At 62.4% G+C, this 24,077-nt stretch carries 24 protein-coding genes; 4 read left to right on the forward strand and 20 right to left on the reverse strand.

The genetic code is table 11. From position 1 onward, the window contains the following. Positions 1–90: 90 nt before the first annotated feature. The 16 genes from FJ434_RS10415 to rpoZ all read right to left on the reverse strand — a co-directional run bounded on the left by FJ434_RS10415 (position 91) and on the right by rpoZ (position 16,056). Positions 91–882 (reverse strand): anti-sigma factor, encoded by a 792-nt coding sequence (locus FJ434_RS10415; RefSeq protein WP_027144178.1) that lies wholly within the window; start codon positions 880–882, stop codon positions 91–93. Further along, positions 879–1,397: an RNA polymerase sigma factor gene (locus tag FJ434_RS10420; RefSeq protein WP_027144179.1), complete on the reverse strand. Its 519-nt coding sequence runs from the start codon at positions 1,395–1,397 to the stop codon at positions 879–881. Before FJ434_RS10420 ends, FJ434_RS10415 begins: the two co-directional genes overlap by 4 nt. 172 nt (positions 1,398–1,569) lie before the next feature. Next, positions 1,570–4,305 carry a DUF2339 domain-containing protein gene (locus tag FJ434_RS10425; RefSeq protein ID WP_140746687.1) on the reverse strand — a complete coding sequence of 912 codons (2,736 nt, stop codon included), beginning with the start codon at positions 4,303–4,305 and terminating at the stop codon, positions 1,570–1,572. An 82-nt stretch (positions 4,306–4,387) separates the two neighbouring features. Beyond that, positions 4,388–4,906: a PaaI family thioesterase gene (locus tag FJ434_RS10430; RefSeq protein WP_140746690.1), complete on the reverse strand. Its 519-nt coding sequence runs from the start codon at positions 4,904–4,906 to the stop codon at positions 4,388–4,390. Further along, the gene (gene recO, locus FJ434_RS10435; RefSeq protein WP_140746693.1) at positions 4,903–5,679 is read right to left on the reverse strand and encodes a DNA repair protein RecO; all 777 of its coding nucleotides are present in this window, start codon (positions 5,677–5,679) and stop codon (positions 4,903–4,905) included. Before recO ends, FJ434_RS10430 begins: the two co-directional genes overlap by 4 nt. A 134-nt stretch (positions 5,680–5,813) precedes the next feature. Further along, positions 5,814–6,986, reverse strand: coding sequence for a porin (locus FJ434_RS10440; protein ID WP_140746696.1), 1,173 nt, complete (start codon positions 6,984–6,986; stop codon positions 5,814–5,816). Positions 6,987–7,495: 509 nt separating this feature from the next. Then, positions 7,496–8,386, reverse strand: coding sequence for an aminoglycoside phosphotransferase family protein (locus FJ434_RS10445; protein WP_181165873.1), 891 nt, complete (start codon positions 8,384–8,386; stop codon positions 7,496–7,498). Between the two features lie 40 nt (positions 8,387–8,426). Next, on the reverse strand, positions 8,427–9,347 hold the full coding sequence (gene era, locus FJ434_RS10450; RefSeq protein ID WP_027144185.1) for a GTPase Era: 921 nt from the start codon (positions 9,345–9,347) through the stop codon (positions 8,427–8,429). After that, positions 9,344–10,069, reverse strand: coding sequence for a ribonuclease III (rnc, locus tag FJ434_RS10455; RefSeq protein ID WP_140505997.1), 726 nt, complete (start codon positions 10,067–10,069; stop codon positions 9,344–9,346). Before rnc ends, era begins: the two co-directional genes overlap by 4 nt. Before the next feature lie 4 nt (positions 10,070–10,073). Continuing rightward, complete coding sequence (lepB, locus tag FJ434_RS10460; protein ID WP_027144187.1) at positions 10,074–10,823, reverse strand: signal peptidase I; 750 nt, start codon at positions 10,821–10,823, stop codon at positions 10,074–10,076. Between the two features lie 78 nt (positions 10,824–10,901). Beyond that, positions 10,902–11,315: a holo-ACP synthase gene (acpS, locus tag FJ434_RS10465; RefSeq protein WP_015318576.1), complete on the reverse strand. Its 414-nt coding sequence runs from the start codon at positions 11,313–11,315 to the stop codon at positions 10,902–10,904. Further along, entirely contained in the window at positions 11,312–11,911 is a 600-nt protein-coding gene (locus FJ434_RS10470; RefSeq protein WP_140746702.1) for a DUF2062 domain-containing protein, read from the reverse strand. Before FJ434_RS10470 ends, acpS begins: the two co-directional genes overlap by 4 nt. Positions 11,912–12,172: 261 nt before the next feature. Further along, entirely contained in the window at positions 12,173–12,553 is a 381-nt protein-coding gene (locus tag FJ434_RS10475) for a VOC family protein (protein ID WP_181165874.1), read from the reverse strand. A gap of 10 nt (positions 12,554–12,563) precedes the next feature. Continuing rightward, the gene (gene pyrE, locus FJ434_RS10480) at positions 12,564–13,142 is read right to left on the reverse strand and encodes an orotate phosphoribosyltransferase (protein ID WP_140506003.1); all 579 of its coding nucleotides are present in this window, start codon (positions 13,140–13,142) and stop codon (positions 12,564–12,566) included. Positions 13,143–13,166: 24 nt separating this feature from the next. Next, positions 13,167–15,395: a bifunctional (p)ppGpp synthetase/guanosine-3',5'-bis(diphosphate) 3'-pyrophosphohydrolase gene (locus tag FJ434_RS10485; RefSeq protein ID WP_027144191.1), complete on the reverse strand. Its 2,229-nt coding sequence runs from the start codon at positions 15,393–15,395 to the stop codon at positions 13,167–13,169. A 259-nt stretch (positions 15,396–15,654) separates the two neighbouring features. Continuing rightward, positions 15,655–16,056, reverse strand: a complete 402-nt coding sequence (rpoZ, locus tag FJ434_RS10490; RefSeq protein WP_027144192.1) for a DNA-directed RNA polymerase subunit omega — start codon at positions 16,054–16,056, stop codon at positions 15,655–15,657. A gap of 282 nt (positions 16,057–16,338) precedes the next feature. Between rpoZ and FJ434_RS10495 the strand changes: the two genes are divergently transcribed. Both FJ434_RS10495 and FJ434_RS10500 read left to right on the forward strand, forming a co-directional pair. After that, the gene (locus tag FJ434_RS10495; RefSeq protein WP_027144193.1) at positions 16,339–16,920 is read left to right on the forward strand and encodes an NYN domain-containing protein; all 582 of its coding nucleotides are present in this window, start codon (positions 16,339–16,341) and stop codon (positions 16,918–16,920) included. A gap of 11 nt (positions 16,921–16,931) precedes the next feature. Further along, positions 16,932–17,588, forward strand: coding sequence for a uracil-DNA glycosylase (locus FJ434_RS10500; protein WP_140746705.1), 657 nt, complete (start codon positions 16,932–16,934; stop codon positions 17,586–17,588). Between the two features lie 33 nt (positions 17,589–17,621). On the opposite strand, the gene FJ434_RS10505 is transcribed toward FJ434_RS10500, so the two are convergent. Continuing rightward, positions 17,622–18,095, reverse strand: a complete 474-nt coding sequence (locus FJ434_RS10505; protein WP_015318584.1) for an Lrp/AsnC ligand binding domain-containing protein — start codon at positions 18,093–18,095, stop codon at positions 17,622–17,624. Positions 18,096–18,232: 137 nt separating this feature from the next. Here FJ434_RS10505 and FJ434_RS10510 point away from each other — a divergent pair, with 137 nt between their 5' ends. Next, positions 18,233–19,156 (forward strand): DMT family transporter, encoded by a 924-nt coding sequence (locus tag FJ434_RS10510; protein ID WP_140506009.1) that lies wholly within the window; start codon positions 18,233–18,235, stop codon positions 19,154–19,156. A 61-nt stretch (positions 19,157–19,217) separates the two neighbouring features. Here the strand turns inward: FJ434_RS10510 and FJ434_RS10515 are convergent, their stop codons facing one another. The 3 genes from FJ434_RS10515 to dapA form a co-directional block, all read right to left on the reverse strand. Then, positions 19,218–19,919 (reverse strand): GH25 family lysozyme, encoded by a 702-nt coding sequence (locus tag FJ434_RS10515; protein ID WP_140746708.1) that lies wholly within the window; start codon positions 19,917–19,919, stop codon positions 19,218–19,220. A gap of 74 nt (positions 19,920–19,993) precedes the next feature. After that, a complete protein-coding gene (gene smpB, locus FJ434_RS10520; RefSeq protein ID WP_027144197.1) occupies positions 19,994–20,473 on the reverse strand; it encodes an SsrA-binding protein SmpB in 480 nt (159 codons plus the stop codon). Between the two features lie 247 nt (positions 20,474–20,720). Beyond that, positions 20,721–21,602, reverse strand: a complete 882-nt coding sequence (gene dapA, locus FJ434_RS10525; protein ID WP_140506241.1) for a 4-hydroxy-tetrahydrodipicolinate synthase — start codon at positions 21,600–21,602, stop codon at positions 20,721–20,723. Between the two features lie 409 nt (positions 21,603–22,011). Between dapA and FJ434_RS10530 the strand changes: the two genes are divergently transcribed. Then, positions 22,012–24,042, forward strand: a complete 2,031-nt coding sequence (locus tag FJ434_RS10530; RefSeq protein WP_140746711.1) for a lytic transglycosylase domain-containing protein — start codon at positions 22,012–22,014, stop codon at positions 24,040–24,042. The last annotated feature ends 35 nt before the right edge of the window (positions 24,043–24,077 follow it).

Below are 24,077 nucleotides of genomic sequence, written 5' to 3' on the forward strand. Positions count from 1 at the left end.
GTGACAGTTTCCGCCACGACAGGGAAGCTGGCAAGCTTTGAACGCAATCGCTGTTTTCAAGCCAGTCGGCCGCGCAAGTTCGCAACCGGCTCAACTGGCCAGCCCGGCTAAAAGCTGGCCATACGCGCTCTTGGCCACGACCGCCAATTGCTCGCGCGGCAGCGAACCGACGACGGCACAGCCATAGCCCTTGTCCAGCCAGTAGACGGCCTGCGGACCGTCCTGCGCCGAAGCGTAGGTACCCTTGGCATTCTCGGTCGATTCCGCCGTCACGAAGAGGGATATGCGCTCGCCCTTGTCGTCTTCGTAAAGCAGCATCGCGGCCTTGCTTTCGCCAGCCGGCAGCAACCGGCCACCAACCAATTGGAAGCCGTTCGCGCTCAGGTCCGGCACCACCAGATTCAGGCCGATCCGGTTGGACAGCCAGGTCTGCAAATGATCCTTGTCGCTGGCCGGAACTTCCACCGCATGCCGCTTCTCGGCGGCATAGATGACGTGGGCGGCGATCGCCTGTTCGGCGAGTTGATCCTCCGCCGGATCCTCCTGCCCGAGGCCGCCGATGCCGGCAAAGTAGCCGCCAAATCCGCCCGTGGCGAGAAGCACGGCCGCAGCGGCGGCAAGCCACCAGCGTGAGCGTGGCACCACAACCTTAACAGGCGCTTCGCCGAGCACCACCTTGCGCAGGCGCACTGGTACAGCCTCATCCAGTACGCCGGCAAAAGCCGAGCGCAATGCCTCCCGGTCGGCGGTGAAGCGGGCGCTCCTAGCCTTCATCTCGGGATTGGAGTCGAGCCAGGCATCGTAGGCGGCACGTTCATCGGGCGGCAGTTCGCCGTCGAGCGCCATGTGGATGTCCCGTTCGGAAAAATCGCGGCGGATCATTTCTCGACGATCCTTATGGCTCGGCGGCGTGCTGTGTCGTCCAGCAACCCACGCAGTTCCTCACGGCCACGCGCGATGCGCGACATCAGCGTGCCCGCGGGCACACCCAGAATGTTGGCGGCTTCGGCATAGGAAAAGCCCTCAATGGCGACCATGACCAGCGCCGCGCGGCGATCCGGGCTGATCGCCTGCAATGCGTCGATGATCTCGCGCGAAGCGATGCCCTCCAACTGTTCGGGCGGCTGGGCAACCGTCTCGCCCGCCTCCAGCGGCAGCATCGCCGCTTCGCCGCGGCGATTCACCTTGCGCATCTGGTCGATGAACAAATGATGCATGATCGTAAACAGCCACCTCCTGGGGCTTTCTCCTGTCTGCCAATTGTCGAGCCGCAACAGCGCGCGCTCAAGGCAGTCCTGAACGAGATCGTCGGCAGCATCGCGGTCGCGCAAAAGCGAGCGTGCGTAGCGTCGCAGGCGCGGTATTTCGCCAAGGATTGCTGCCTTCTTTTCGTTCATGACCGCTGGTTCTGAGGTCGCCCTTGTTGATCTCGATTGAACGCGCCTTCCCGGCACGGCGCAAGCGGCCAGCGCGAAGCGGTCCACCGCTCCGGTCACCCAAGCAACGAGATAACGCCGGCGGGTTCCGGTTTATTCCCGACCGGCAAGGAAAACCAATGATCGCAGGCGATTATCCTTTTTCCTTCGCCGCCCGCGTCAAAAGCCGCTGGTAGAACAGGCCAATGCCGATCAGCACCGCACCCAGACCGATAAAGGACAGTGCCCTGAGCACACCCTCCAGTTCCGACATGTCGAAGAGGAAGACTTTCAGTACGGCAACCGCGATCAGCCCGGCCGAAGCAATGCGCAGAACCTGCGATTTCAGCCAGACGCCAGCCGTGAGCAGCGCCACGCCGATCACCAGCCAGAGTGCCGAATAGGTATAGGTCTCCAACTGGCCAAGGCCACTCCACAAGCCGATGAACTCACCCTTGAACAGGCGCCTCACCGACAGCGTGGCATAGGCGAAGGCAAGCAGCGCCGCCACCAGCGCCAGCATGGCCGAATACCATTTCGGCCGCTTGCCCCTGCTATAGAGCGCCAGACCGCCGGCGGCGACGGCCGGCACGAGATAGGCCAGGAACAAAAGATTGAAAACCGGAATCCGACCGGTCGATTCGTCGGTGAACAACGGATTGAGCACCAGGAAATGCTGGATGACGACAAAGGCGACCGAGACCGCGCCCACCGCCATCGAACCATAGCGCAGCACCGAGCTTGGCGAGCGCCTGTCGATGGCGATCAGGATGGCGCCGGCACCGATGGCGATCAGCGTGTAGATCGCTTGTTCGGCGAGCGTCGGCGCATCGCTGTTGATGACGCCGCCATGCATGGCGTGACGCACCAGCATGGCGAGCGTCAGCAGCGCGAACAGTGCCGCCGCCGCCTCCATGGCGAGGCGCGGTCGGCCATCGGTGGTGTTGGCGAGCTGCCAGGCCGCGAAGCCGAAGGCGAGCGCCGGCATGCCATAGCCCGGCAGCAACCAGTTGAAGACTGGTGTCATTGACAGGAACTCGGCGCCGACGATCGTCGGGTCGAAGGCGACGCGGCCAAGCACCGCGGTGACGGCGGCGACTGAAATCCAGCCGAGCACAGGATAAGAGCGCCAGCGCGTGGCGAGCGCCGGCACGATTGCCGTGGCACCGAGCAAGGTGGTGGTCCAGCCGGAATCAAAAGCCATATGCAGCATCAGGAGGCCGGCGACCGCTGCGCCACCCAAGGCAAATGACACTGCCACGCCGCCCCTGAGCGGCGGTTCCTCAGCCCGCGCGATCCACTCGCCGCCGGCGGCGAAGACCACGACCAGCAGGGCCGCAACGGCGGCATAGACAAAGTCACGGTCGAGATTGCCGAAGGTGAACCAGAGCGCCAGCAGGATGACCAGAGGCGCGATGACACCCCATGCAGCCCACGAGGCTGCTCGGATCTGCGCCGAGGCGGCGAAACGGCGCGCGGCCCAGAGACCGGCGGCAATGAAGACTACGCCAAGGCCGATGCCAAGGCGCAAGCTCAGCACGTTGGCCGTGGCCAAAGGCACCCCATCAACACCCAGAGCGCCGGTCGAAAAATCGGAAGCGATAGAGGTCGGCGGGATGATGCCGAGATAGATCAGTACCGTCGCCAGTCCGGCGGCATAAAGCAGTGGCAGCGCCAGCGGGCGGTAGAGCGCGACCGCTACCATCACCATAAGCAGCACCGCGCCCGGCAAGGCATCACCGGCAGCGGCGAAGACCAGGTCAACCGAGAGGCCCAGCGCCGAGAAGGCGACGAACAGTCCAGGCACGATGGACGGCCAGTCAAAGGATCTTGCTGGTCCGGTTTCGCCGCGACTGCTCAGCCAGACAAGGGCAAGTACAGCCAGCGTCACAGTGTCGATGAACAGGATCGCGGAGAGGTTCGCGCCCGGTGCGTCGGTCATGTAGAGGATGGTCCAGATGCCGGTGCCGAAAAAGGCGGCCGCCATCAGCGCTTTCCAGTCGCGCATGCGGGCGATAACGCCGGTGGCGGCGAGCACAATTGCGAGATAGCCGAACAACGCCCAGGGATTGGGCGCCTGCGAAGCGATCAGCACCGGCGTCACCATGGCGCCGACGAGACCGATGCCAGCCAGCGCCTGGCCATGGACGAGAGCGGCGGCGATGGTGGCAATGCCGATCGCACCAAGCAACGTGAAGGCAAGCGCCGGGCCGATGAAGCCGTAAACACCATGGGCGGCATAGACGGTGCCGAACAGGATGAAGGCACCGGCTGCCGTGAGGATCGCCGGAATATAAGCGCCGGCAGCACCTTGCACCGGCACCTTGAATCCGGTGCGACGAATGAACTCGCCGGCGGCGACCAGCACCAAACCGAGCACGGCCGCCATGGTGAGCCGCACGCCGGGACCGAAAATGCCGGCCTCGATGGTGTAGCGGACCAGGAACAGGCCGCCCAGAGCAAGCGCAATGCCACCGACCCAGACCGCCCAACGCGTGCCGAGCGCGGTTTCGACGTCGGACTGGCGAGCGGCTTTGGCGACCGCGGCCGGCGCGACCTCTGGCGTTTTCGGTGTTGCCTCGGGGGTGCTCCAGGGACCGGGCACACTCTCTGCGGCCGGGATTTCCGCCTCGGTGGCCTGTACCGGCGCGGGCTCGCTGATTGCTGCCGGGGCGATATCGGCTGGGGGCGCGGCCACCGGTGCCGTGTAGGCCTCGCCTTCGGACGCTTCCTGTTCCGACGGCCTGGCCGCGAACGGCACCGCGCCCGAAAGCACGAGACTGCGCAACGCGCCAAGTTCGCGCTCGATCAGGCCGATCCGGCTCTGCTGGCGCGAAATGATGACGAACAAGGCGATAATGGCGACAAGGCCGATCAGGCTTTCAAACATGGCGGTTCCCCCAAACCAGGCCAGTGTTCACTGACGTTTCGTCTCATTGACATTCAAATGCGGCGGCCAAACGGCTGAAAACTCAACGTGCCGCCAGATTGGCGGCTGGAAATATCGAACATGTCTCGGTGCCGAAAGCCAGCAGTTTGCCGCCGGCGTCCTTCAGCGTCGCTTCCGAAACGGCAAGCGTGCGGCCCTTGTGGACCACCTTGCCTTCGCAGACCACCTCGCCGGTCCTGGGCGTTATCGGCCGCGTGAGGTTCACCTTGAACTCCGCGGTCGTGTAGGCCTCGCCCTTGTCGAGCAACGTCTGTACTGCGCAGGCCAACGCCGAATCGAGCAGCGTGGCCGCCCAGCCGCCATGAACGCCACCCAGCGGGTTGAGGTGACGTTCGTTCGGCACGCCGCGGAATACGGCGCGACCTTCCGATACTTCGGTCAACGCGAAGCTGAGCTGGAAGGAGATCGGCGGTGCTGGATATTTGCCGTCGATGATCCGCTGAAGCAATTCCAGGCCGGTGTATTTCAGGATATCGGCGTGAGGAATGGTGCCGAGGCCAAGCGGCGAGACCCGGCCCGGATAGAGTTCGACTTCGCTCATCTGATGACTTCCCTGGCCGCGTTCTCTCCGGCGATGGGCTTGTGCGCTGCGTGGTGCTTCCGCAACGCTGCAAGAAAGCCGGCGCGCGCGTCGGGCTGATCGATGCCGCGCGGCTCGTAGACATGGCGGGTGAAGAAGAAACCGGTCAAGCGGAAGGCGTCCGCGATCGCCGCATGATTTGCGCGCAGGCCGGAGCCGCGCTGCAGAAATGCAGGCAGCACCAGCATCTTGTCGTGCCACGGCGCCCCGGCTTCGCGCGACACCGCGCGTCCCGATTTCGGCGAGACATAGGCAAGGTCCTGTTTGGTGCCGGTGGCGGCGCATTGGCTGAGATCGAGGCCAAAGCCGAGTTCATCGAGGATCAGAAGTTCGAAGCGCGCCACCAGCTCGCCGGCGGCGTCGGCATCGTCCAGGTGGACGATCATCACCGAAAGCGCCTCGTAGAGGCCGCCATGGGCGTCACGCTCGGGCAGCAGGCGCAGATGCGCCGCCATCGTCTGAAGGCCGTAGACGGCGATGGCACTGTCCATCAGCCGGGCGGCGTTCATCTCGATCGCTTCGGCCTGGAAGGTGCCCAGATGCTCGTCGAGGCGCGCGCGCCACAAGAGATCGACGCGATTGCCGGGCTGGAGAACGGGTTGCAGCTTGCGCGAGCGGCCGCCGCGCACGAGGCCGAGATGGCGGCCATGGGCACGCGTCATCACCTCGAGAATGGCGCTGGTTTCGCCATGCTTGCGGGTGCCGAGAATGATTCCCTCGTCGCGCCATTCCATATCAGGAGCTTTTCACCGATCGGGTGGCGAAATCAAGGTATGGGCCTGCCGCCTTGGCCGGCTCTCGCAACAACGCGTAAAAAAGCCGCCCGCAGCGATGTGCTGCGGGCGGTCTGGTAAGGTCAGTCGATCCGTTAGAACGAGCGCTGGAAGCGGAGAATGCCGCCGACACTGCTCTTCTTGTTGGCCTTGGTCCAGTTGCTGAAATCTGCGTCGTCGAACTTTCCAGCATTGAGGTAATCGACTTCAGCCGTGACGGTAAAGCCGGGCACAACGGTATAGGCAATGTTCGCGGCGATGCCGAGATTCTTCCAGTCGTCATAGGAGATCTGGGCGTTGAACGAGGTCTTGTCGTTGAACTTGTAGGTGCCGCCACCCCAGATCGCCCAGTTGCCGCCCCACTGTTTGTAGAAGCCGCGACCGTGTGCATCGATGGCGTTGTTCGCATCGTCGGTGAGATTGTCGTCGGTGCCGTAGCCACCCATGATGAACAGCGACAATTCGTTGGTTGCCTTGACGTCGAGGCGAACCTTGCCAGCGACTTCTTCATAGTTGCTGTCATAGGCCACGACGCCGGTGAGCGAACCCCAGTCGCCCTTGTACTTCAAACCGCCGACGACATGCGGAACATAGCTGTCGATGGTGCCGACCTTGCCAGCACCCTCTTCGAGCGAGACCAGCCCCGAGAAGCCGTTGCCAGCGTCGAAGTAGTACTGAACGACGTTGCTCTCCTGCCCGCCATACGGAACCAGCGTGTCCTGGATGACGTTGCCGGCATAGCCGATGAACGTATCGAAAGCCGTATCGTCCTTGCCGACGCGCAAGCCGCCGAGCTGAATCCAGGCGAAACGCAGCGAGAGCGACTTGTTACGACCCGTCCAATCGTCGGCGCTGGAGGCGGCTTGATTAGTATAGTCACCGGAGCTGTTGCCGTAGTTGAAGCGGGTCTCGGTGTAGGTCTTCAGGGTACCGAGCTCGGTCTCCTGACCGGTCCAGGTCTTCAGCGTGAAGCGGGTGTTCTTGTAGTAGGTCGAATGAGTGGTGCCGGCGTCCTGATGATCCGGGACGTGGTTGACGCCATCGAGCGAGCCGGCATCGCCGACACCGATGTCGTAACGGACATAGCCGCCGATGCGCAGGCAGGTCTCGGTGCCCGGGATGTAGAAATAGCCGGCGCCGTAGACGTCACAAATCTTGACGTATTCGGCCGGTTCCGGTTCGGCGACGACGACAGCGTCCGCGGCGCGTGCGCCGGACACCGCGATCAGTGCCGCGGCTGAGCCGAGAAGGAGGCTCTTGATGTTCATTTTCTGACCTCTCCAGTCAAGTTAATAAAATGGCTTCCGAATTGTGGCTGGCGGATATGTTTTCCCGCCTCACCCCCACAATGAAAAAAGGCTCGCACTGCGTCCCCTTTTCGCGGCGAACATACCCACCAATCTTCCGCCTTCAATGACAATTCCGCGAATATGCCGGATTCACGCCACAGATTAAATCGGTGTTGCACAAATAACACTAACCGGCTCATGTCGATTTTCAAATCGGCACAAATGGCACATCGTCGTTTTTATGTAATAATCCATGATATCTTTTCTTTATACTGTAAAATTTCCATTTTATTCCATTATTTTCAAGTCAATTGCGCACGCTGTCTAACAAAATGTCGAATGAGTTATTTTTCAACATCAGATTCTCAAGTCAAATCTGGTCAATTTCTTGAGCGCTCGGCCGACGAGAGGCCCACGCGAAAGCTGCCGGCGACAGCAGGTTTTTTGATCCATCAGCGCCGCCCGATGACGGCGCCACGCGTCTCGCCTCATGCCTGGCGCTCGCGATCGATCAGCACAGCATCGATCACTCGCCACGATTCTTCGATCTCGGCCGAGGCCACGTCTATGTGCCCGGCGGCGGTGATCAATGCCTTCCATAGCGCCCAGCCGCGCCCGCGCGCCCAGGTCGCTTCGTCTGCCGCGAGGCAGGCGCGAAAAGTGTCCCGGCTTTCGCCTTCGAACAGCGTCCAGGCAATTGCCAGATCGCAGGATGGATCGCCGACACCGGAGGTGCCGAAATCGATCACGGCGCTCAACCTGCCCTTTTCGACAAGGAGGTTGCCCCGGCTGACATCGCCATGGAACCAGACGGGCGGACTTTCCCAGGCCGCGGCAAGGGCTATCTCCCAGACGGCGGTGGCGGCGCCGGCATCGATGCTGCTGCCGAGTGCCGAGATCGCTTGCCTTGTCTCGCCGTCATAGACCGTCAGCGGTCCGCCGCGAAAGAAATTGTGCTGCCCAGGCGCTGGCCCATCGGTCGCGTCCACCTGTTTCAACGCAACCAGGAACCGAGCCAGGTCCGCCGCGAATTCCGACAGATTTGCGATACGTTCCCGTTTCGCGATCTCGCCCTCGATCCAGCCATAGACTGACCAGTGCCAGGCATAACCCTCGGCCGGAACGCCCATCGCCAGCGGTACGGGAATGGGCAGTGGCAGCAGCGGCGCCAATCTCGGCAGCCAGCGATGTTCCTTTTCCACTTGCAGGGCATAGGCGGCGGCGCTCGGCAATCGCACGGTCATCTCGTCGCCGAGATGAAAGGTCCTGTTGTCCCAGCCGCCAAAATCAACCGGCCTGACCGCAAGATTCTTCCAATGCGGGAATTGCGCGGCAATCAGCCGGCGCACCAAGGCGGCATCGATCGCTACCTCAAGCATGATCTTTCCCGAAAACGGCGCTCACTTCTCGGGATCACGCCTAGTGTGGAAACTCCAACCCCATCTCGCGATAGCGCTCGGGGTCGTCGCCCCAATTCTCGCGCACTTTCACGAACAGGAACAGGTGCACCTTCTGCTCCAATATGCCTGATATTTCCATCCGCGCGGCCTGCCCGATGGCACGGATGGTCTCGCCCTTGTGGCCGAGCACGATCTTCTTCTGGCTGTCGCGCTCGACAAAGATGGTCTGGTCGATGCGCACCGAACCATCCTTCTTCTCTTCCCATTTCTCGGTCTCGATGTGCGAGGAATAGGGTAGTTCCTGATGCAGCCTGAGATAGAGCTTCTCGCGGGTAATCTCGGCCGCCAGCTGGCGCATAGGCAGGTCGGAAATCTGATCTTCCGGGTAGTACCACGGGCCGGCCGGCAGCGCCTGGGCCAAGTAGTCGAGCAGGTCCTTGCAGCCGGAGCCGGTCAGCGCCGAGACCATGAAGGTGCGCTGGAACGGCACTTTCTCGTTCGCTGCCGCGGACAGGGCGAGCAGCGCCTCATGCTTTACCCGATCGACCTTGTTGAGGATCAGCACCATCGGCTGGCGCACATCCTTCAGCCGTTCGAGGATGGCATCGGCGTCGCCTCTGATGCCGCGCTCGGCGTCGATCAGCAGCAGCACGATATCTGCATCCTTGGCGCCGCCCCAGGCGGTGGTCACCATCGCGGTGTCCAGCCGCCGCTTGGGCTTGAAGATGCCCGGTGTGTCGACAAAGACGATCTGCGCGTTGTCGTGCGTGGCGATACCGCGCACGATGGCGCGTGTCGTCTGCACCTTATGGGTGACGATCGAGACCTTGGCGCCGACCAGTTGGTTGACCAGCGTCGACTTGCCGGCATTGGGCGCGCCGATCAGCGCGACGAAGCCGGAATGCGTGACAGGAGCGGCTGCGGTGTCTTCGGCGGTCATGCCGCACTCCCTTCATGAACCCAGACGCCCTCGCGAACCAGAAGGGCAGCAGCGGCGGCCTGTTCGGCCTCGCGCTTGGAGCGGCCGCTGCCGGTTGCCGGCTGAAACGCGCCGACCTTGACGCTGACGGTAAACAGCGGATCGTGATCGGGGCCTTCCCGGCCGTCGATCTGGTAGGCGGGAACAGCACTCGCCGCCTGATGCGCCCATTCCTGCAATTCGGTCTTGGCGTCGCGGCGCGCGGCACCCGAGGCCCGCGAACGCGGCTGCCAGTATCTATGGATGAATGCGCGGGCTGCTTCCAGACCACCATCGAGATACAGCACGGCGATCAGCGATTCCAGTGCGTCGGCGCGCAGGTTGACGCGCTTGCGTCCCTCGAGCCCGCGCACATCCGACCCGGCACGGATCAGGTCCGGCAGCCCGATATCTTCAGCGATGTCAGACAGCGCCTCGGCATTGACCAACGCATTGAGCCGCAGCGACAACTCCCCTTCCGCGGCATCGGGAAAGGCAGCCAGCAGCATATCGGCGACAACAAGGCCAAGAACCCGGTCGCCGAGGAATTCGAACCGCTCATAATCGGCGCCCGCATTGGCGCCTCGCGCACTGGCATGGGTAAGCGCACGCTGCAGGCGCTGGCGGTCGGCAAAGGCATGGCCCGTGCGTTCCGCAAGCGCTTCGGCGAGCGCATCGGCGGTCAACCTTTTTGGTGCCGCCATGACCCTAGTTGACGAAATGGAACAGGCGCGAGGCACGCATCAGCGACGGCCATTTCCAGATTTCGAGCGGACTTGCCTTGCCGGCGATCGAGAAGAAGACAAGGTTGGCGCGGCCGACCAGGTTCTCGGCTGGAACGTAGCCGACGGTGAAGCGGCTGTCGGCGGAATTGTCCCTGTTGTCGCCCATCATGAAATAGTGGCCGGGAGGCACGTCGAATTCGCGGGTGTTGTCGCCAATCGAGTTCGGCGACAGGTCCAGCGTGTCGTAGCTGACGCCATCGGGCAGCGTCTCGCGATAGACATCGATCGGATAATCCTTTTCCGTGATGTCGGGATTGTCGATCTGGCCGGTCTTGACGCGCGGCACGCCGACGCCGTTGATGAAGACTTGGCCATCCTTCATCTGGATCTTGTCCCCGGGCAGGCCAATGACGCGCTTAATATAGTCGACGGACGGATCCGGCGGGAACTTGAACACCACCACGTCGCCACGCTTGGGCTCGGAGCCCCAGATGCGGCCCGAGAAAATGTCCGGTCCAAAAGGCAGCGAATAGCGTGAATAGCCGTAGGACCATTTGGTGACGAACAGATAGTCGCCTTCCAGAAGCGTCGGCCGCATGGAGCCCGACGGGATCGAGAACGGCTGGAACAGCAGCGTGCGAATGACCAGGGCGAGCAAAAGCGCCTGGACGATGACGCTGACGGTTTCGCCAAGCCCGCCGGATTTCTTCTGGGATTTTTCAGCCACGCTCATGTCGTCCTCGATTGTGCGTTGGATGGTATAGAGTCTCGGCGCGCGCTCGGCAACGTCAATGCCGGTCGTCAGATGCAATCAGTGTGGCGCTTCTTCGACCGGTAGCGCTTCTATGATCACAAAGGCTTGAGCGAGCGGGAAATCATCCGTGATGGTGAGGTGGATCGCTGCCCGATGACCTTGCGGCAGGATCTTTTCCAGCCGCGCCAGCGCTCCGCCGGTCAGCGCCATCGTCGGCGCACCGCTGGGCAGGTTGACGACACCCATGTCACGCCAGAAGACCCCTTGCGCCAGACCGGTGCCCAGTGCCTTGGCGCAAGCCTCCTTAGCGGCAAAGCGCTTGGCGTAGGAAGCCGCGCGGGCGCGCCGGTTCTCCGAACGCGCCTGCTCCACCTCGGTGTAGATCCTCTGGATGAAGCGCTGGCCATGACGCTCAAGCGATTTCTCGATGCGTGTGATGTCGATCAGGTCGCTGCCGATGCCGATGATCATTGGGTGGCGGAACCGATGCTTCCGCCGGGATGAGGCGAATGCTCACGGCGTCTCGCGCGCTCTGCCAGCCGCTTGCGCCTCTGTTCGCGGAAGACATTCATGCCCCAGCGCGTGATGCCGTAGAATACCAGGCCGAACACGAGCCCGAGCGGCACCGCCCCGATCAGCATGGGCTCCAGCACGGGATGCCATAGTTTGGCGAAGGAAAGCTTGTGCATCATCTCGCCCAGATGCGCCGGCGGGCCATGCGTAGGCAGGCGATCGTGCAAGATGAGCTTGCCGGTTTCCCAGGACGCGCCCCACAAGAGCGGAAAGGTCAGCGGATTGCCGAAAAACACGGCTCCGAGAGCCGCTGCCACCAGATTGCCGGCGATCACCCAACACAGAACGGCGGCGATGATGAAGTGGAAACCGACGGGGAAGAACGAAGCAAAGACACCTGCCGCGACGCCAGCCGCCACCGCATGCGGGGTGGCCTTCAGCCGCAGGATGCGCTTGGAGAAATATTGAAGCGAGCGCGAAAACGAACGGCGCGGCCACAGATAGGTGCGCACCCGCTCGAAAAGACCATCAGGTTTGCGACGACGAAAAAGCACTCTCTTCCTATTCCCGACAATTCACAGCTTACAGGCCCGCTGTTTCCAGCCGGGCTTCGACCACCACATCTTGCGCTTTACGGTCGCCAGAAGGCAATCGCGACTTTGATATAGCTATCCGCAACCCCGACAACAACTGGAGGCCGTCCGCGCAGCGGCCGCACCGCCAAATTCGGGTAAGTCCGTCTTCTCCAACATCGGACAATCGCGGCGAATTTGAGAAGTGGTTTCGGCTAATTGTCGCAGCCAATGATCGCTATGCTACCGCAGGTACTGGCTGACTTCGACAAGGTTGCCATCCGGATCGCGGAAGTAGACCGACATCATTGGCCCCTGCGCGCCGATGCGTTCGACCGGCCCGAGTTCCACCGTTACGTGATTGGCCTCCAGGCCGGCAAGGAATTCATCGAGCGGCCGGTCGGTGATCAGGCAGAAGTCACCGGATCCGGGCGTCGGCGACTTCGCCTTCGGCTCGAAGGTGCGGCTGATCTCGTGGACATTGATCTTCTGGTTGCCGAAGGCAAGTGCCGTAGGCCGGCCCGGCGTGTCGATGCGTTCGAAGCCCAGCACGCGCTGATAAAAGGCGCAGGTCGCGTCGAGCGATGCCACCGTCAGCACGAAATGATCGATACCGACGATCAATGCGACCTCCTCAGATGTTGCGGCTGCCGGGCTTGATGGCCGGGATGGCGGCAAGCTCCGGCGGCAATCTGTCCGGCGGATAGGCTGGGACCTCATATTCGGCAAGCGCGATCAGCGGCACGCCGACATGGGTCTTGCCGGCCGATCGGTCGATGATGCAGGCGGCCGCGACCACCTCTGCACCAAGGGCGCGCAGGCAATCGATGGTTTCGCGGATCGACAATCCGGTGGTGACGATGTCCTCGACGATGACGACGCGCGCGCCCCGGTCAATCTCGAAGCGCCGCAGGCGGAACTCGCCCCCTTCCCGCTCCACCCAGATCGCCGGCACGCCAAGGTGGCGCGAAGTTTCGTAAGCCGGGATCAGCCCGCCGATCGCCGGCCCGACGATATAGTCGATCTTGCCTGGGATCGCGGCGCGGATCTTCTCGGCCAGCGCCTTGCACAGCCGCTCGGTCTTGTCGGCATGCATGAACACCCGTGCCTTCTGCAGGAAGACTGGACTGCGCAGGCCCGACGTCAGGATGAAATGACCCTCCAGAACAGCGCCAGCCTCACGGAATATGCCCAGCACTTCGTCGGTATTCATCTCGTCCCCCATGGTCGGCTATCGCTAGCCGTTGACGCGCCGCGCATCGCTGACGCTCGAATTGTCCTTGAGCTGCGACAGCAGCCGGTTGAGATGCTTCAGGTCCCAGACTTCGAGATCGATCAGCATTTCGGTGAAATCGGGCGCGGTGCGCACCATCGACAGCGTATGGATGTTGGCGTCGTTGGAGGCAACGACTTGGGCGATGTCGGCAAGCGAGCCCGGCGCGTTGATGGCGGTGACCGAGACGCGCGCGGGAAACCGTTCCTTGGTGCGTTCGTCGATGTCCCAACGTACGTCGATCCAGCGCTCCGGCTGGTCGTCGAAAGCCTGCAGCGCCGGCGACTGGATCGGATAAATGGTGATGCCGGTGCCCGGCTGGACGATACCGACGATGCGGTCGCCAGGGACCGCGCCTTCCGGCGCGAAGCGCACCGGCAGGTCGCCGCGCACACCACGGATCGGCACCGCGCCGGCGCCTGGCTGGTCCTTGTCCTTGCGCGCGGCCCGGCCCGGAATCTGGAACAGCATGCCGGCGGCGTTGCGGATCTTCGACCAGCCCTCCTCGCGCTGTTTGGGAGCCGCGGGGGTGACGCGCTCGTCCTTGTAGTCAGGGAAGACCGCCTTCATGACATCGGTGGAAGCCAGTTCGCCGCGACCGACGGATGCCAGCACATCCTCGATGTCCTTGCGCGCCAACCGGTGCAGGACGGGCTTCAGGCTTTCCTTGGTGAAGGTCTTGCCGGCTCGTTCGAAGGCACGCTCCAGGATACGCGCGCCAAGGCCGGAATACTGCTTGCGGATCGCATTCTTGGTAGCGCGGCGGATGGCGGCGCGCGCCTTGCCGGTGACGACGACCGATTCCCACGCGGCCGGCGGCACCTGCGCCTTGGAGCGGATGATCTCGACCTCGTCGCCATTCTTCAATTCCGTCATCAGCGGCATGATGCGGCCATTGACCTTGGCGCCGACACAGGTATCGCCGACATCGGTGTGGACGGCATAGGCGAAATCGATCGGCGTGGCGCCGCGCGGCAAGGCAATCAGCATGCCCTTCGGCGTGAAGCAGAACACCTGGTCCTGGAACAGCTCCAGCTTGGTGTTCTCGAGGAAATCTTCCGGGTTGTCGCCCTCTGCCAGCTGCTCGATGGTGCGCCGCAGCCAGGCATAGGCATTGGTCTCCTTCGAAATCGCGTGCACGGCGCCGTTCGTCTTGCCGCCAGTGTCCTTGTAGATCGAATGGGCGGCGACACCATATTCGGCGATCTTGTTCATCTCGCGGGTGCGGATCTGCAGCTCGACGCGCTGGCGCGAAGGACCGACGATGGTGGTGTGGATCGAACGGTAGTCGTTCTGTTTCGGCGTCGAGATGTAATCCTTGAAACGGCCGGGCACCATCGACCAGGTGGTGTGGATGGCTCCCAGCGCGCGATAGCAGTCTTCGACAGAGTCGACCACGACGCGGAAGCCGAAAATGTCGGACAATTGCTCGAAGGACAGCGCCTTGGCCTCCATCTTGCGGAACACCGACCACGGCTTCTTCTGCCGGCTTTTAACGCCGGCCTTGATGGCGTGTTTCTCGAACAGGCCCGAAAGAGCCTTCTCGATCTCGGACAGCACATCCTTGTTGCGCTCGAAGATTTCGGCGAGCCGGGCGGTAACGGCGCGATAGGCTTCCGGATTGATGAAGCGGAAGGCTATCTCCTCCAGCTCCTCGCGCATGCCTTGCATGCCCATGCGCCCGGCCAAGGGCGCATAGATGTCCATCGTTTCCTCGGCGATGCGCAGGCGCTTGGCCTCCGGCATATGGTCGAGGGTGCGCATGTTGTGCAGGCGGTCGGCGAGCTTGACGAGGAGCACGCGGACATCTTCCGAGATCGCCAGCAGAAGCTTGCGCAGGTTTTCCGCCTGCTCCGCCTTCTTCGACACGAGGTCGAGCTTCTTCAGCTTGGTCAGCCCTTCGACCAGCTTGCCCATTTCTGGACCGAACAGCTCATCGATCTCGGCCCTGGTCGCCGTGGTGTCCTCGATGGTGTCGTGCAGCAGGGCGACGGCGATCGTGGCCTCATCCATATGCATTTCGGTGAGGATGGCTGCGACTTCGAGCGGATGCGAGAAATAGGGGTCGCCGGAAGCGCGCTTCTGGTGGCCATGCTTCTGCATGGCGTAGACATAGGCCTTGTTGAGCAACGCCTCGTTGACGTCAGGCTTGTAGCGCTGGACGCGCTCGACAAGCTCATACTGACGCATCATGGGCGGAATCTCTCGGCGATGAAATGAATCATGCGCCGCACTGCTGTACGGCGCATGTCATAGATAGCCACGAAACCGCCGGGACGGAAGTGCCGGAAGATTGTTCCAGCCAATTCCAAAGGGCTTTTCAGAATTCGCTCAGCCGAGTCGGATAGCGTAGTTTTCGAGAACCGGAGCGGAGCGGACATTTGGGTCCGTGAGCACCGGAAGCACAGAAAACGGCGCTAGGCAACCGGCTGGGTAGAATTATCAAAAGCTCTTAGTAGTCGTCGCTCTTTTCCGGGGGAACCAGACCTTCGATGCCGGCCAGCAGGTCTTCCTCGGTCATGCGATCGAAGGTGACGTTGTCCTCGGTGTCGTCCGCGTCGGCGGCGGCAACGGCACCGCCAGTCTGGTCGGCGATCACTTCACCATCGGCTTCGGGCTCGTCGACCTCGACATGCTTCTGCAGCGAATGGATCAGATCTTCCTTGAGATCGTCGGGCGACAGCGTCTCGTCGGCAATCTCGCGCAGCGCGATGACCGGGTTCTTGTCGTTGTCGCGCGGCACGGTGATCTGTGCGCCCTGGCTGATCTGACGAGCGCGGTGGCCGGCTAGAAGCACCAGCTCGAAGCGGTTGTCGACCTTGTCGATGCAATCTTCAACGGTTACGCGGGCCATGGATTGCCCCTTTCATGCCTGGATGTAATGGAAAACAGGCGCGGTCCATAACCCGAACAGCGCCAAAATACAAGCATCATGGCAATGCGTACCCACAGGGCAGCCCGCGTCCACGGTTCGGCGCCGCGATCACAATTGCTTGCAGTGCGCCACGCGCCCTTGGATTGCCACCAAACTGGCGTTATCTCGGTTGGTCCAAGGTCGGCCGGTTTATTATGGGCCTGACCGCTAGTCGCTACCGCATTTCGTTAGACGGCCGTTATTTCGAAAAGGACTATTTCCATGTTCGATCCCCGTGAAAAAATCGCCCTGTTCATCGACGGCGCCAATCTCTACGCCACCTCACGCGCGCTCGGGTTCGACATCGACTATCGCAAGCTTTTGGCGAGCTTCCACAAGCGCGGTTACCTGCTGCGCGCCTATTATTACACCGCGCTGGTCGAGGACCAGGAATACTCCTCGATCCGGCCGCTGATCGACTGGCTCGACTATAACGGCTTCAAGGTGGTGACCAAGCCGGCCAAGGAATTCACCGACTCGACCGGCCGCCGCAAGATCAAGGGCAATATGGACATCGAGCTCACCGTCGATGCGCTGGAACTCGCCGACGTCGTCGACCACTATGTCATATTCTCCGGAGACGGCGATTTCCGCACGCTGGTCGAGGCGCTGCAACGGCGTGGCCGCAAGGTGTCGATCGTCTCGACCATGGCCTCGCAGCCGCCGATGATCTCAGATGACCTGCGCCGCCAGGCGGACCATTTCATCGACCTGGCGACGCTGAAGAACGAAGTCGGCCGCGATCCCTCGGAGCGGCCCGTAAGGCGGCCCGAACCGGCTGAAGTCGATGAGGACGACTACTGAGGCCGGTCGACTTGACCGCCCTCCCCGCTGCCGAACCCAGCCGCGACTGCCCACTCTGCCCGCGGTTGCATGATTTCATCGCCGAATGGCGGCAGCGCGAGCCGTCATGGTTCAACGCGCCGGTGCCGACCTTCCTGCCATTGGGCGGCGAAGATACCGTCCGGCTTCTGATCGTCGGTCTGGCGCCTGGCTTGCGCGGCGCCAACCGCACCGGGCGCCCGTTCACCGGCGACTATGCCGGCGACCTGCTCTACTCGACGCTGATTGCCCACGGCTTCGCACGCGGCGAGTTCAAGGCGCGGCCCGATGATGGGCTGGAGCTCGTCGGCACGGCGATCACCAACGCGGTGCGCTGCGTGCCGCCGGAGAACAAGCCGGTGGGTGCGGAGATCGCCACATGCCGGACATTTTTGGTGCCGACTATCGCTCGCTTTCCCAACCTGCGCGCCGTGCTGGCGCTGGGATCGATTGCGCACCAGTCGACCGTGCGGGCACTGGGCGGGCGCGTCGCCACCTATCCGTTCAAACATGGCGGCCAGTTGGAAGCCGGCGGCATCATGCTGTTTTCGAGCTACCATTGCTCGCGCTACAACACCAATACCGGTGTGTTGACCGAAGACATGTTCGTCAGGGTGTTTGGCGAGATCGCGGCATTCCTGAAGAACTGAGCTCTCGGATACCGTGCGGTCTCCGGTGCCTGCTCACACCGGCAGCAAGGCATCCGGCTTCACGTCGCCGATCGAGGCATAGGTATGTGTCTCCTTCACCCCCGGCAGTGGCAGGATGACGCGTTTGAGAAAGTCCTGATAGTCGGCCATCTCGGCAATGCGGGCCTTCACGAGATAGTCGAAGCCGCCGACGACCATGTGGCATTCCAGGACCTCGGGCGCCTTTGCGACCGCCTCGGCGAAGCGGTCAAAGATATGCGGGGCCGCGTGATCGAGCCGTACCTCGATGAAGACAAGCATGCCGCGGCCAATCTTTGCCGGATTGAGCACCGCCCTGACGGCGGTGATGAAGCCATCGCGAAACAGGCGTTTCACGCGCTGGCTGGCGCCGGTCGGCGACAGGCCGACGCGCGCTGCCAGGTCGAGCGTGGTGCGGCGTCCATCTTCCTGCAGCAGTCGCAGAAGACTGCGGTCGACGGCGTCCAGGTCGACTGGTTCAGGATTCACGTTCAAGCCATCCTATTTGCGTGAATTACACTTCAAATTGTAAAAAACAGCGTATTTTGTCGCGGCCATTTCGACAATAGGCTGCGCTTCATCGCAACTGTCTCCTCCTGGCGACATGAACATCCGGCGGAACCGACATGGCGGACGGACGAGACACCGGAGACACAAGACTGGCGGTGATCGCCGGCCTTGTCATGATCGCCATCTATGCAGCGCAGTTCGTCGCCGCCCGCTTCAGCCTCAGGGAGCATCTGACGGCCACCGACATGGCCAGCCTGCGCTTTGCCGGTGCCGGCGCGGTGTTCCTGCCGATCGTCTGGAGGCGCGGCCTGGCCACCATGAAGGCGCTGGGCTGGCGGCGTGGACTGACGTTGGCGGCACTGGCCGGATTGCCCTATCCACTGATCATCAACTGGGGCCTGACCCACGCGCCCGCCGCCCATGCCGCGGCGCTCTGCCCGGCCTCGATCGTGTTCTTCTCGTTCCTATTGTCGCTGTTCAGGGAAAGCGCGTCGCGTCGGCGGATCATTGGCGTCGCCACGATCATCACCGGCTTGTTGCTGTTCATAGCGCCGGCGCGCACCGGCGCCAGTGATGTCCTGTTCGGCGACCTGCTGTTTATCGGATCGGGCGCGATGTTTTCCACATATGCCATTCTTGTGCAGCGATGGCGTGTCGACCCGGTCACGGCGACCGCGAGCGTCGTGCTTTTGTCCTGCCTGCCACTGCCACTTCTCTATGTCTTTGCGCCAAGCGGCCTCCATGCCGCCGCAGGCGCCGAAATCGCCAGCCAGATCGTCATTCAAGGTCTTCTCGCGGGCGCTGCCGCGATGTTCCTCTACACTTACATTGTCGACCGATTGGGCTCGCAGGCTGCATCGCTGTTCCTGCCGGGTGTGCCGGTCGCCACCGTGCTGGTCGGCATGGTCGTGCTTGGCGAGACCCCGCTGGCTATCCAATGCGTGGCCATCGCCATCATGGCCGCCGGGATGGGTTATTCGGCGATGGGCCGACGCGGCACCAGGGAAAAGCTGGCTGTCTCGACATCAGCTGGAACGTGAATGGTTTCAGGGGCATGGCAGGCTTCTGAAGAACCAGCCGGCATCGGATCGGGTCTGTCCATCAAGGTGCGGAGGCAAGCAGAGCCGCCAACTTCTCCGGCCCACCCTGCAAAACATTCAGGTCGACGTCCCCCTCTATGCCGTCCACGCGCCCGCTGTTGTGGTACTGCCAGTAGATCCAGTCACGGCGGTCCGGTTCCATGAGCAGCGAGCGTAGCCAGGGTGGGCGAGCGGCGATTTGCCCAGCATAGGCAGCCTCGGCTTCATCCGTCAGATAGATGATCGCCGGCTTGCCGAAGGCAGCCTCGACAGGTCCAAGGAAATCCTTCAGTTCCGTATTCAGTTGCTCGGGTGACAGGCGCTGCGGACAGTTGCCCCCGAACTCGATGTCGACGACCGGCGGCAGCAATGGCTGATCGTGCGGAACCGCCGAGATAAAGTTCCTGGCCTGATCGGCGCCCGGCCGGCAGAAGGTGAAGAAATGATAGGCGCCGACGGCGAGCCCGGCGGCGCGGGCCTCGCGCAGATTGCCGGCGAAGGCATTATCGACATGGTCGCCGCCTTCAGTCGCCTTGATGACGGCGAAAGCCACATCGTCGGCGGCAACACGCCGCCAGTCGATCTTGCCCTGATGATGGGAGACGTCGATGCCCCTGACCGGATATCGGTCGCGGTCGGGAGAGTAGGTGCGGAAATAGGCCACGGCAATGACACATGCCAGGGCAAGATTGGCCAGGCCCCAGAGGACAATCCGCTTCTTCAAGACCATCCCCTGTTGGACGTGCCGGTTGTTCGACGTTGAAAACCCGACCGTGACTTTTCCAGGCTATCTCCCGATCACCCACGTTCCTTGAGCAGCCGGCCCTTTTCGCGCGACCAGTCGCGTTGCTTCTCGGTCTCGCGCTTGTCATGCAGTTTCTTGCCGCGGCCAACTGCAAGCAGCAGCTTGGCGCGCCCTTGGTCGTTGAAATAGATTTTCAGCGGCACCAGCGTCATGCCTTCGCGGTCGACGCTCTGCGATAGTTTTGCCATCTCGCGCTTGTTGAGCAGCAGTTTGCGGCGCCGGCGCGGCTCGTGGTTGAAGCGATTGGCCTGCAGGTATTCCGGCAGATAGGAATTGATCAGCCAGATCTCGCCGCCTTCGACCGAGGCATAGCTGTCCTGGATGTTGGCCTGGCCCTGGCGCAGCGACTTGACCTCGGTTCCGGTCAACACCAGGCCTGTCTCGATCGTGTCGAGCACTTCATAGGAAAACCGCGCCTTGCGGTTTTCCGCAACTGTCTTGTTGTTGGGATCGGCTTTTCTGACTTGGTTCATAACGTCTAGAATCCGTTTCGAAACTCGCTCCTGCGAGTCAGATGATGGTGCTACTAGAGCGCCGCGCGTTTTTTAACGCGCAAAGGACGCTCTAGAAATCCGACTTTGCGCATGGTCCTTTCCGAAAGCGAAGTGCTTTCGGGGCCACGCGCCGAACCGGAGCGGAGCGTACATATAGTACGCGAGCACCGGAAGCGCAGGTGGCGCCTTCAGATGGCCGCAGGAGTAGAGTTTCCAAACGGACTCGTTAATTAATCAAGCGGGCGTGCTTCATGGCCGCATCGATCTTTTCGGCCGTCGACTGCTCGATGGTGACCAGCGGCGAACGCACGACGTTCTCGACCTTGCCCAGCTTCGACAACGCGTATTTGGCGCCGGACACGCCGGGCTCGATGAAGATCGCCTTGTGCAGCGGCAGCAAGCGGTCCTGCAGTTCCAGCGCCTTGGCGCTGTCGCCGGAGAGCGTCGCTTCCTGAAACTCGGCGCACAGCCGCGGCGCAACGTTCGAGGTCACCGAAATACAGCCGACGCCGCCATGCGCGTTGAAGCCGAGTGCTGAGGCATCCTCGCCGGAAAGCTGGATGAAATCCTTGCCGCAGGTCATGCGCTGCTCGGACACGCGCTCGACCTTGCCGGTCGCATCCTTGACGCCGACGATGTTCTTGAAGTCGTGCGCCAGCCGGCCCATCGTTTCCGGCGTCATGTCGATCACCGAGCGAGGCGGGATGTTGTAGATGATGATCGGCAGGCTGGTCGCCCTGGCGACGGCGGCGAAATGCTCATACAGGCCGCGCTGCGTCGGCCTGTTATAATAGGGCGTGACGACCAGGGCTGCATCGGCACCGGCCTTTTCGGCATATTGCACCAAACCTACCGCTTCCACGGTGTTATTGGAGCCAGCGCCGGCGACGACAGGCGCCCTGCCCTTGGCCACCTCGATGCAGACCTTGACGACATGGCGGTGCTCGTCATGCGACAGCGTCGGGGATTCGCCGGTGGTGCCTACCGGGACAAGGCCCGTGGTGCCTTCGCCAAGCTGCCATTCGACGAACGCGCGAAAGGCTTTCTCGTCGAAACGCCCGCTCTTTTCGAACGGTGTCACGAGCGCAGTAAGCGAGCCTCTCAGCATGTCGTCCAACTCCTTGGGACTTCTTGGTTCACGCATGTCGCAGTCCCAAAACCGGTATCCACTTTTGGGCGACATGCACTTTGTCGGTTATGCATGTCGCTGCCCCAAAACCGGTATCCACTTTTGGGCGACATGCACTTTGTCGGTTATGCATGTCGCTGCCACAAAATCGGTATCCACTTTTGGGCGACATGCATCGGTGTTTTGTCGTGCGCGCCTTCTAACCGAAAGCGAAGCGGCGCACCATAGTCTCGACATTGTTGCGCGGCAAGCATTGCCATGGTGCCAGCAGGCGTAATTCGAACGGCCTCGACAACCCTTTGTTTACGAGCCCTTCACGACCTAAGCTTAGGCTTCAAGGCTTCTTCGCCCGCAGGTAAAATGCTGGATTAAGGAAAGACACGAAATCATGCCGCCCAGTCGGCCCCACCTGTTCGCGCTTCTTGGCGCCATCGCCGCGCTGATGCCCGGCGTGGCGATCAGCGGCAGCGTCGATGTGCGGGTCACCTCGGCCATCCCGATGCCTGGTGTACAGGACAAGGCGCAACAGGACCCTTCACCCGCCGTCACGCTCCTGAAAAGCGGACTGGATGCGCTGGCGGCTGGCGATATTCCCGGCGCGCGCGGTGTGCGCGATGCGCTACCCGCACAATCGCTCGACCAGCACATATTGGCCTGGGCGATCGCGCTCTACGGGGGCGACAAGGTTCCGAGCGGCGACATCGCCAAGGCCGCGAAGATGCTGCCCAACTGGCCGGGCACCGTTGCATTGCGCAAGAACAGCGAGCGCGCACTCTATCGCGAGAACCCGGCGGCGGATGTCGTCGTCAAGGCATTCGACGGCAGCCAGCCGCAGACAGCCGAAGGCGTGATGGTTCTCGCGCGCGCCTATGTGTCGTCGGGCAACGCCAAGGCGGCGCGATCGGTGCTGTCGCCGTTCTGGCGCACCGCGATCCTGGAAGCCAAGGACGAGACGGCTCTGATCAAGGAGTTCGGCAGCCTTGTTCCCGCCGCCGATCACCGTTTTCGCATGGAGCGCATGTTCTATGCCAACCGGGTGAATTCCGCCTTGCGTGTCGCCGGCCTCGCCGGCGCCCAGCAGCTTGCCGACGCCTGGGCGGCGGCCGACAAGGGCGACAAGAATGCTGCCAAACTATTGAAGACTGTGCCGGTGGCGCAACGCTCGGCCGGCTATTTCTTCGCGCAGGCCGAATATCTGCGCAAGCAGAAGGATTTTGCGGGCGCCGCGGCTTTTGTCATGAAAGCGCCGGCAGACCGGGAATCCCTGGTCGATCCGGATGCCTGGTGGGTCGAACGCCGGGTGCTGTCGCGCGAACTGGTCGACCAGGGCGACATGAAGACCGCCTACAAAATAGTCGCCACGCATGCCGCCGAAAGCGCGGCCAATGCGGCGGAAGCCGAATTCCATGCCGGCTGGTATGCGCTGCGCGGCCTGAACGATCCCAAGCTCGCGGCGACGCATTTCGCGCGTATTGCCGACCTTGCCCAAGGGCCGATGACCCTGTCGCGCGCCTATTACTGGCTCGGCCGCGCGGCGGAAGTCGGTGGCCCCGGCAATGCCAAGGACTATCTTGGGCGTGCGGCGACCTACGGCACGACGTTTTACGGCCAGCTAGCCGCCGAACGCGTCGGCCGGCAGGCGCTCAACATCGTCTATCCCCAGCCAAGTGCCGCCGACCGGCAGAACTTTGCCGGCCGCGAGGCCGTCTCGGCCATCAAGCGCCTGCAGGAGGCAGGCTACGACCGTTATGCCGAAACGCTCTATCGCGACCTTGCCGGGCAGTTGACCAGCCCGGGTGAACTGGCGCTGCTCGCTATCCTTGCCGAAAAGCAGGACAACCATTTCATGGCGCTGAAAATCGGCAAGATCGCCGGGGCGCGCGGCATCGATGTCGGCGCGCTGTCGCATCCGCTCGGCGTCATCCCCGATTCGGCCAATATTTCCGGTTCGGGCAAGGCGCTGGCCTATGCGATCGCCCGCCAGGAAAGCGAATTCAATATCGGCGCCGTATCCAGTGCCGGCGCACGCGGACTGCTGCAGCTGATGCCGGGAACCGCCAAGCAATTGGCGAAGAAGGCCGGATTACAGTTTTCGCAGACCAGGCTGACTACCGACGCCGGCTACAATGCAACGCTTGGGTCGGCGTTCCTCGGCGAACAGCTCGATCGCTTCAATGGCTCGTACGTATTGACCTTCGCGGGCTACAATGCCGGCCCGACCCGAGCCAGCCAGTGGGTGGCGAAATACGGTGACCCGCGCGGCAAGGACATCGATGCGGTGGTGGACTGGATCGAGCGGATTCCCTACACGGAAACAAGAAGTTACGTGCAGCGCGTGATGGAGAATTACGAGGTCTACAAGATGCGTATTTCCGGCAAGTACGACATCGTCGGCGATCTCGTGAACGGGCGCGGCTGAGGCTCTTGCCCTCGCCTTGCGAGGAGAAGGAGGAG

The organism is Mesorhizobium sp. B2-5-13, assembly GCF_006440535.1.
Classification (GTDB): domain Bacteria; phylum Pseudomonadota; class Alphaproteobacteria; order Rhizobiales; family Rhizobiaceae; genus Mesorhizobium; species Mesorhizobium salmacidum.

Coding starts and splice junctions, on each gene's coding strand:
- FJ434_RS10485 (WP_027144191.1), bottom strand. CDS start 15,395: ATGATGCGTCAGTATGAGCTTGTCGAGCGCGTCCAGCGCTACAAGCCT.
- lepB (WP_027144187.1), bottom strand. CDS start 10,823: ATGAGCGTGGCTGAAAAATCCCAGAAGAAATCCGGCGGGCTTGGCGAA.
- dapA (WP_140506241.1), bottom strand. CDS start 21,602: ATGCTGAGAGGCTCGCTTACTGCGCTCGTGACACCGTTCGAAAAGAGC.
- FJ434_RS10425 (WP_140746687.1), bottom strand. CDS start 4,305: ATGTTTGAAAGCCTGATCGGCCTTGTCGCCATTATCGCCTTGTTCGTC.
- recO (WP_140746693.1), bottom strand. CDS start 5,679: ATGGAATGGCGCGACGAGGGAATCATTCTCGGCACCCGCAAGCATGGC.
- FJ434_RS10440 (WP_140746696.1), bottom strand. CDS start 6,986: ATGAACATCAAGAGCCTCCTTCTCGGCTCAGCCGCGGCACTGATCGCG.
- rnc (WP_140505997.1), bottom strand. CDS start 10,069: ATGGCGGCACCAAAAAGGTTGACCGCCGATGCGCTCGCCGAAGCGCTT.
- smpB (WP_027144197.1), bottom strand. CDS start 20,473: ATGAACCAAGTCAGAAAAGCCGATCCCAACAACAAGACAGTTGCGGAA.
- acpS (WP_015318576.1), bottom strand. CDS start 11,315: ATGATCATCGGCATCGGCAGCGACCTGATCGACATCACACGCATCGAG.
- FJ434_RS10510 (WP_140506009.1), top strand. CDS start 18,233: ATGGCGGACGGACGAGACACCGGAGACACAAGACTGGCGGTGATCGCC.
- FJ434_RS10495 (WP_027144193.1), top strand. CDS start 16,339: ATGTTCGATCCCCGTGAAAAAATCGCCCTGTTCATCGACGGCGCCAAT.
- FJ434_RS10420 (WP_027144179.1), bottom strand. CDS start 1,397: ATGAACGAAAAGAAGGCAGCAATCCTTGGCGAAATACCGCGCCTGCGA.
- FJ434_RS10415 (WP_027144178.1), bottom strand. CDS start 882: ATGATCCGCCGCGATTTTTCCGAACGGGACATCCACATGGCGCTCGAC.
- FJ434_RS10430 (WP_140746690.1), bottom strand. CDS start 4,906: ATGAGCGAAGTCGAACTCTATCCGGGCCGGGTCTCGCCGCTTGGCCTC.
- FJ434_RS10445 (WP_181165873.1), bottom strand. CDS start 8,386: ATGCTTGAGGTAGCGATCGATGCCGCCTTGGTGCGCCGGCTGATTGCC.
- rpoZ (WP_027144192.1), bottom strand. CDS start 16,056: ATGGCCCGCGTAACCGTTGAAGATTGCATCGACAAGGTCGACAACCGC.
- era (WP_027144185.1), bottom strand. CDS start 9,347: ATGACCGCCGAAGACACCGCAGCCGCTCCTGTCACGCATTCCGGCTTC.
- FJ434_RS10530 (WP_140746711.1), top strand. CDS start 22,012: ATGCCGCCCAGTCGGCCCCACCTGTTCGCGCTTCTTGGCGCCATCGCC.
- pyrE (WP_140506003.1), bottom strand. CDS start 13,142: ATGAATACCGACGAAGTGCTGGGCATATTCCGTGAGGCTGGCGCTGTT.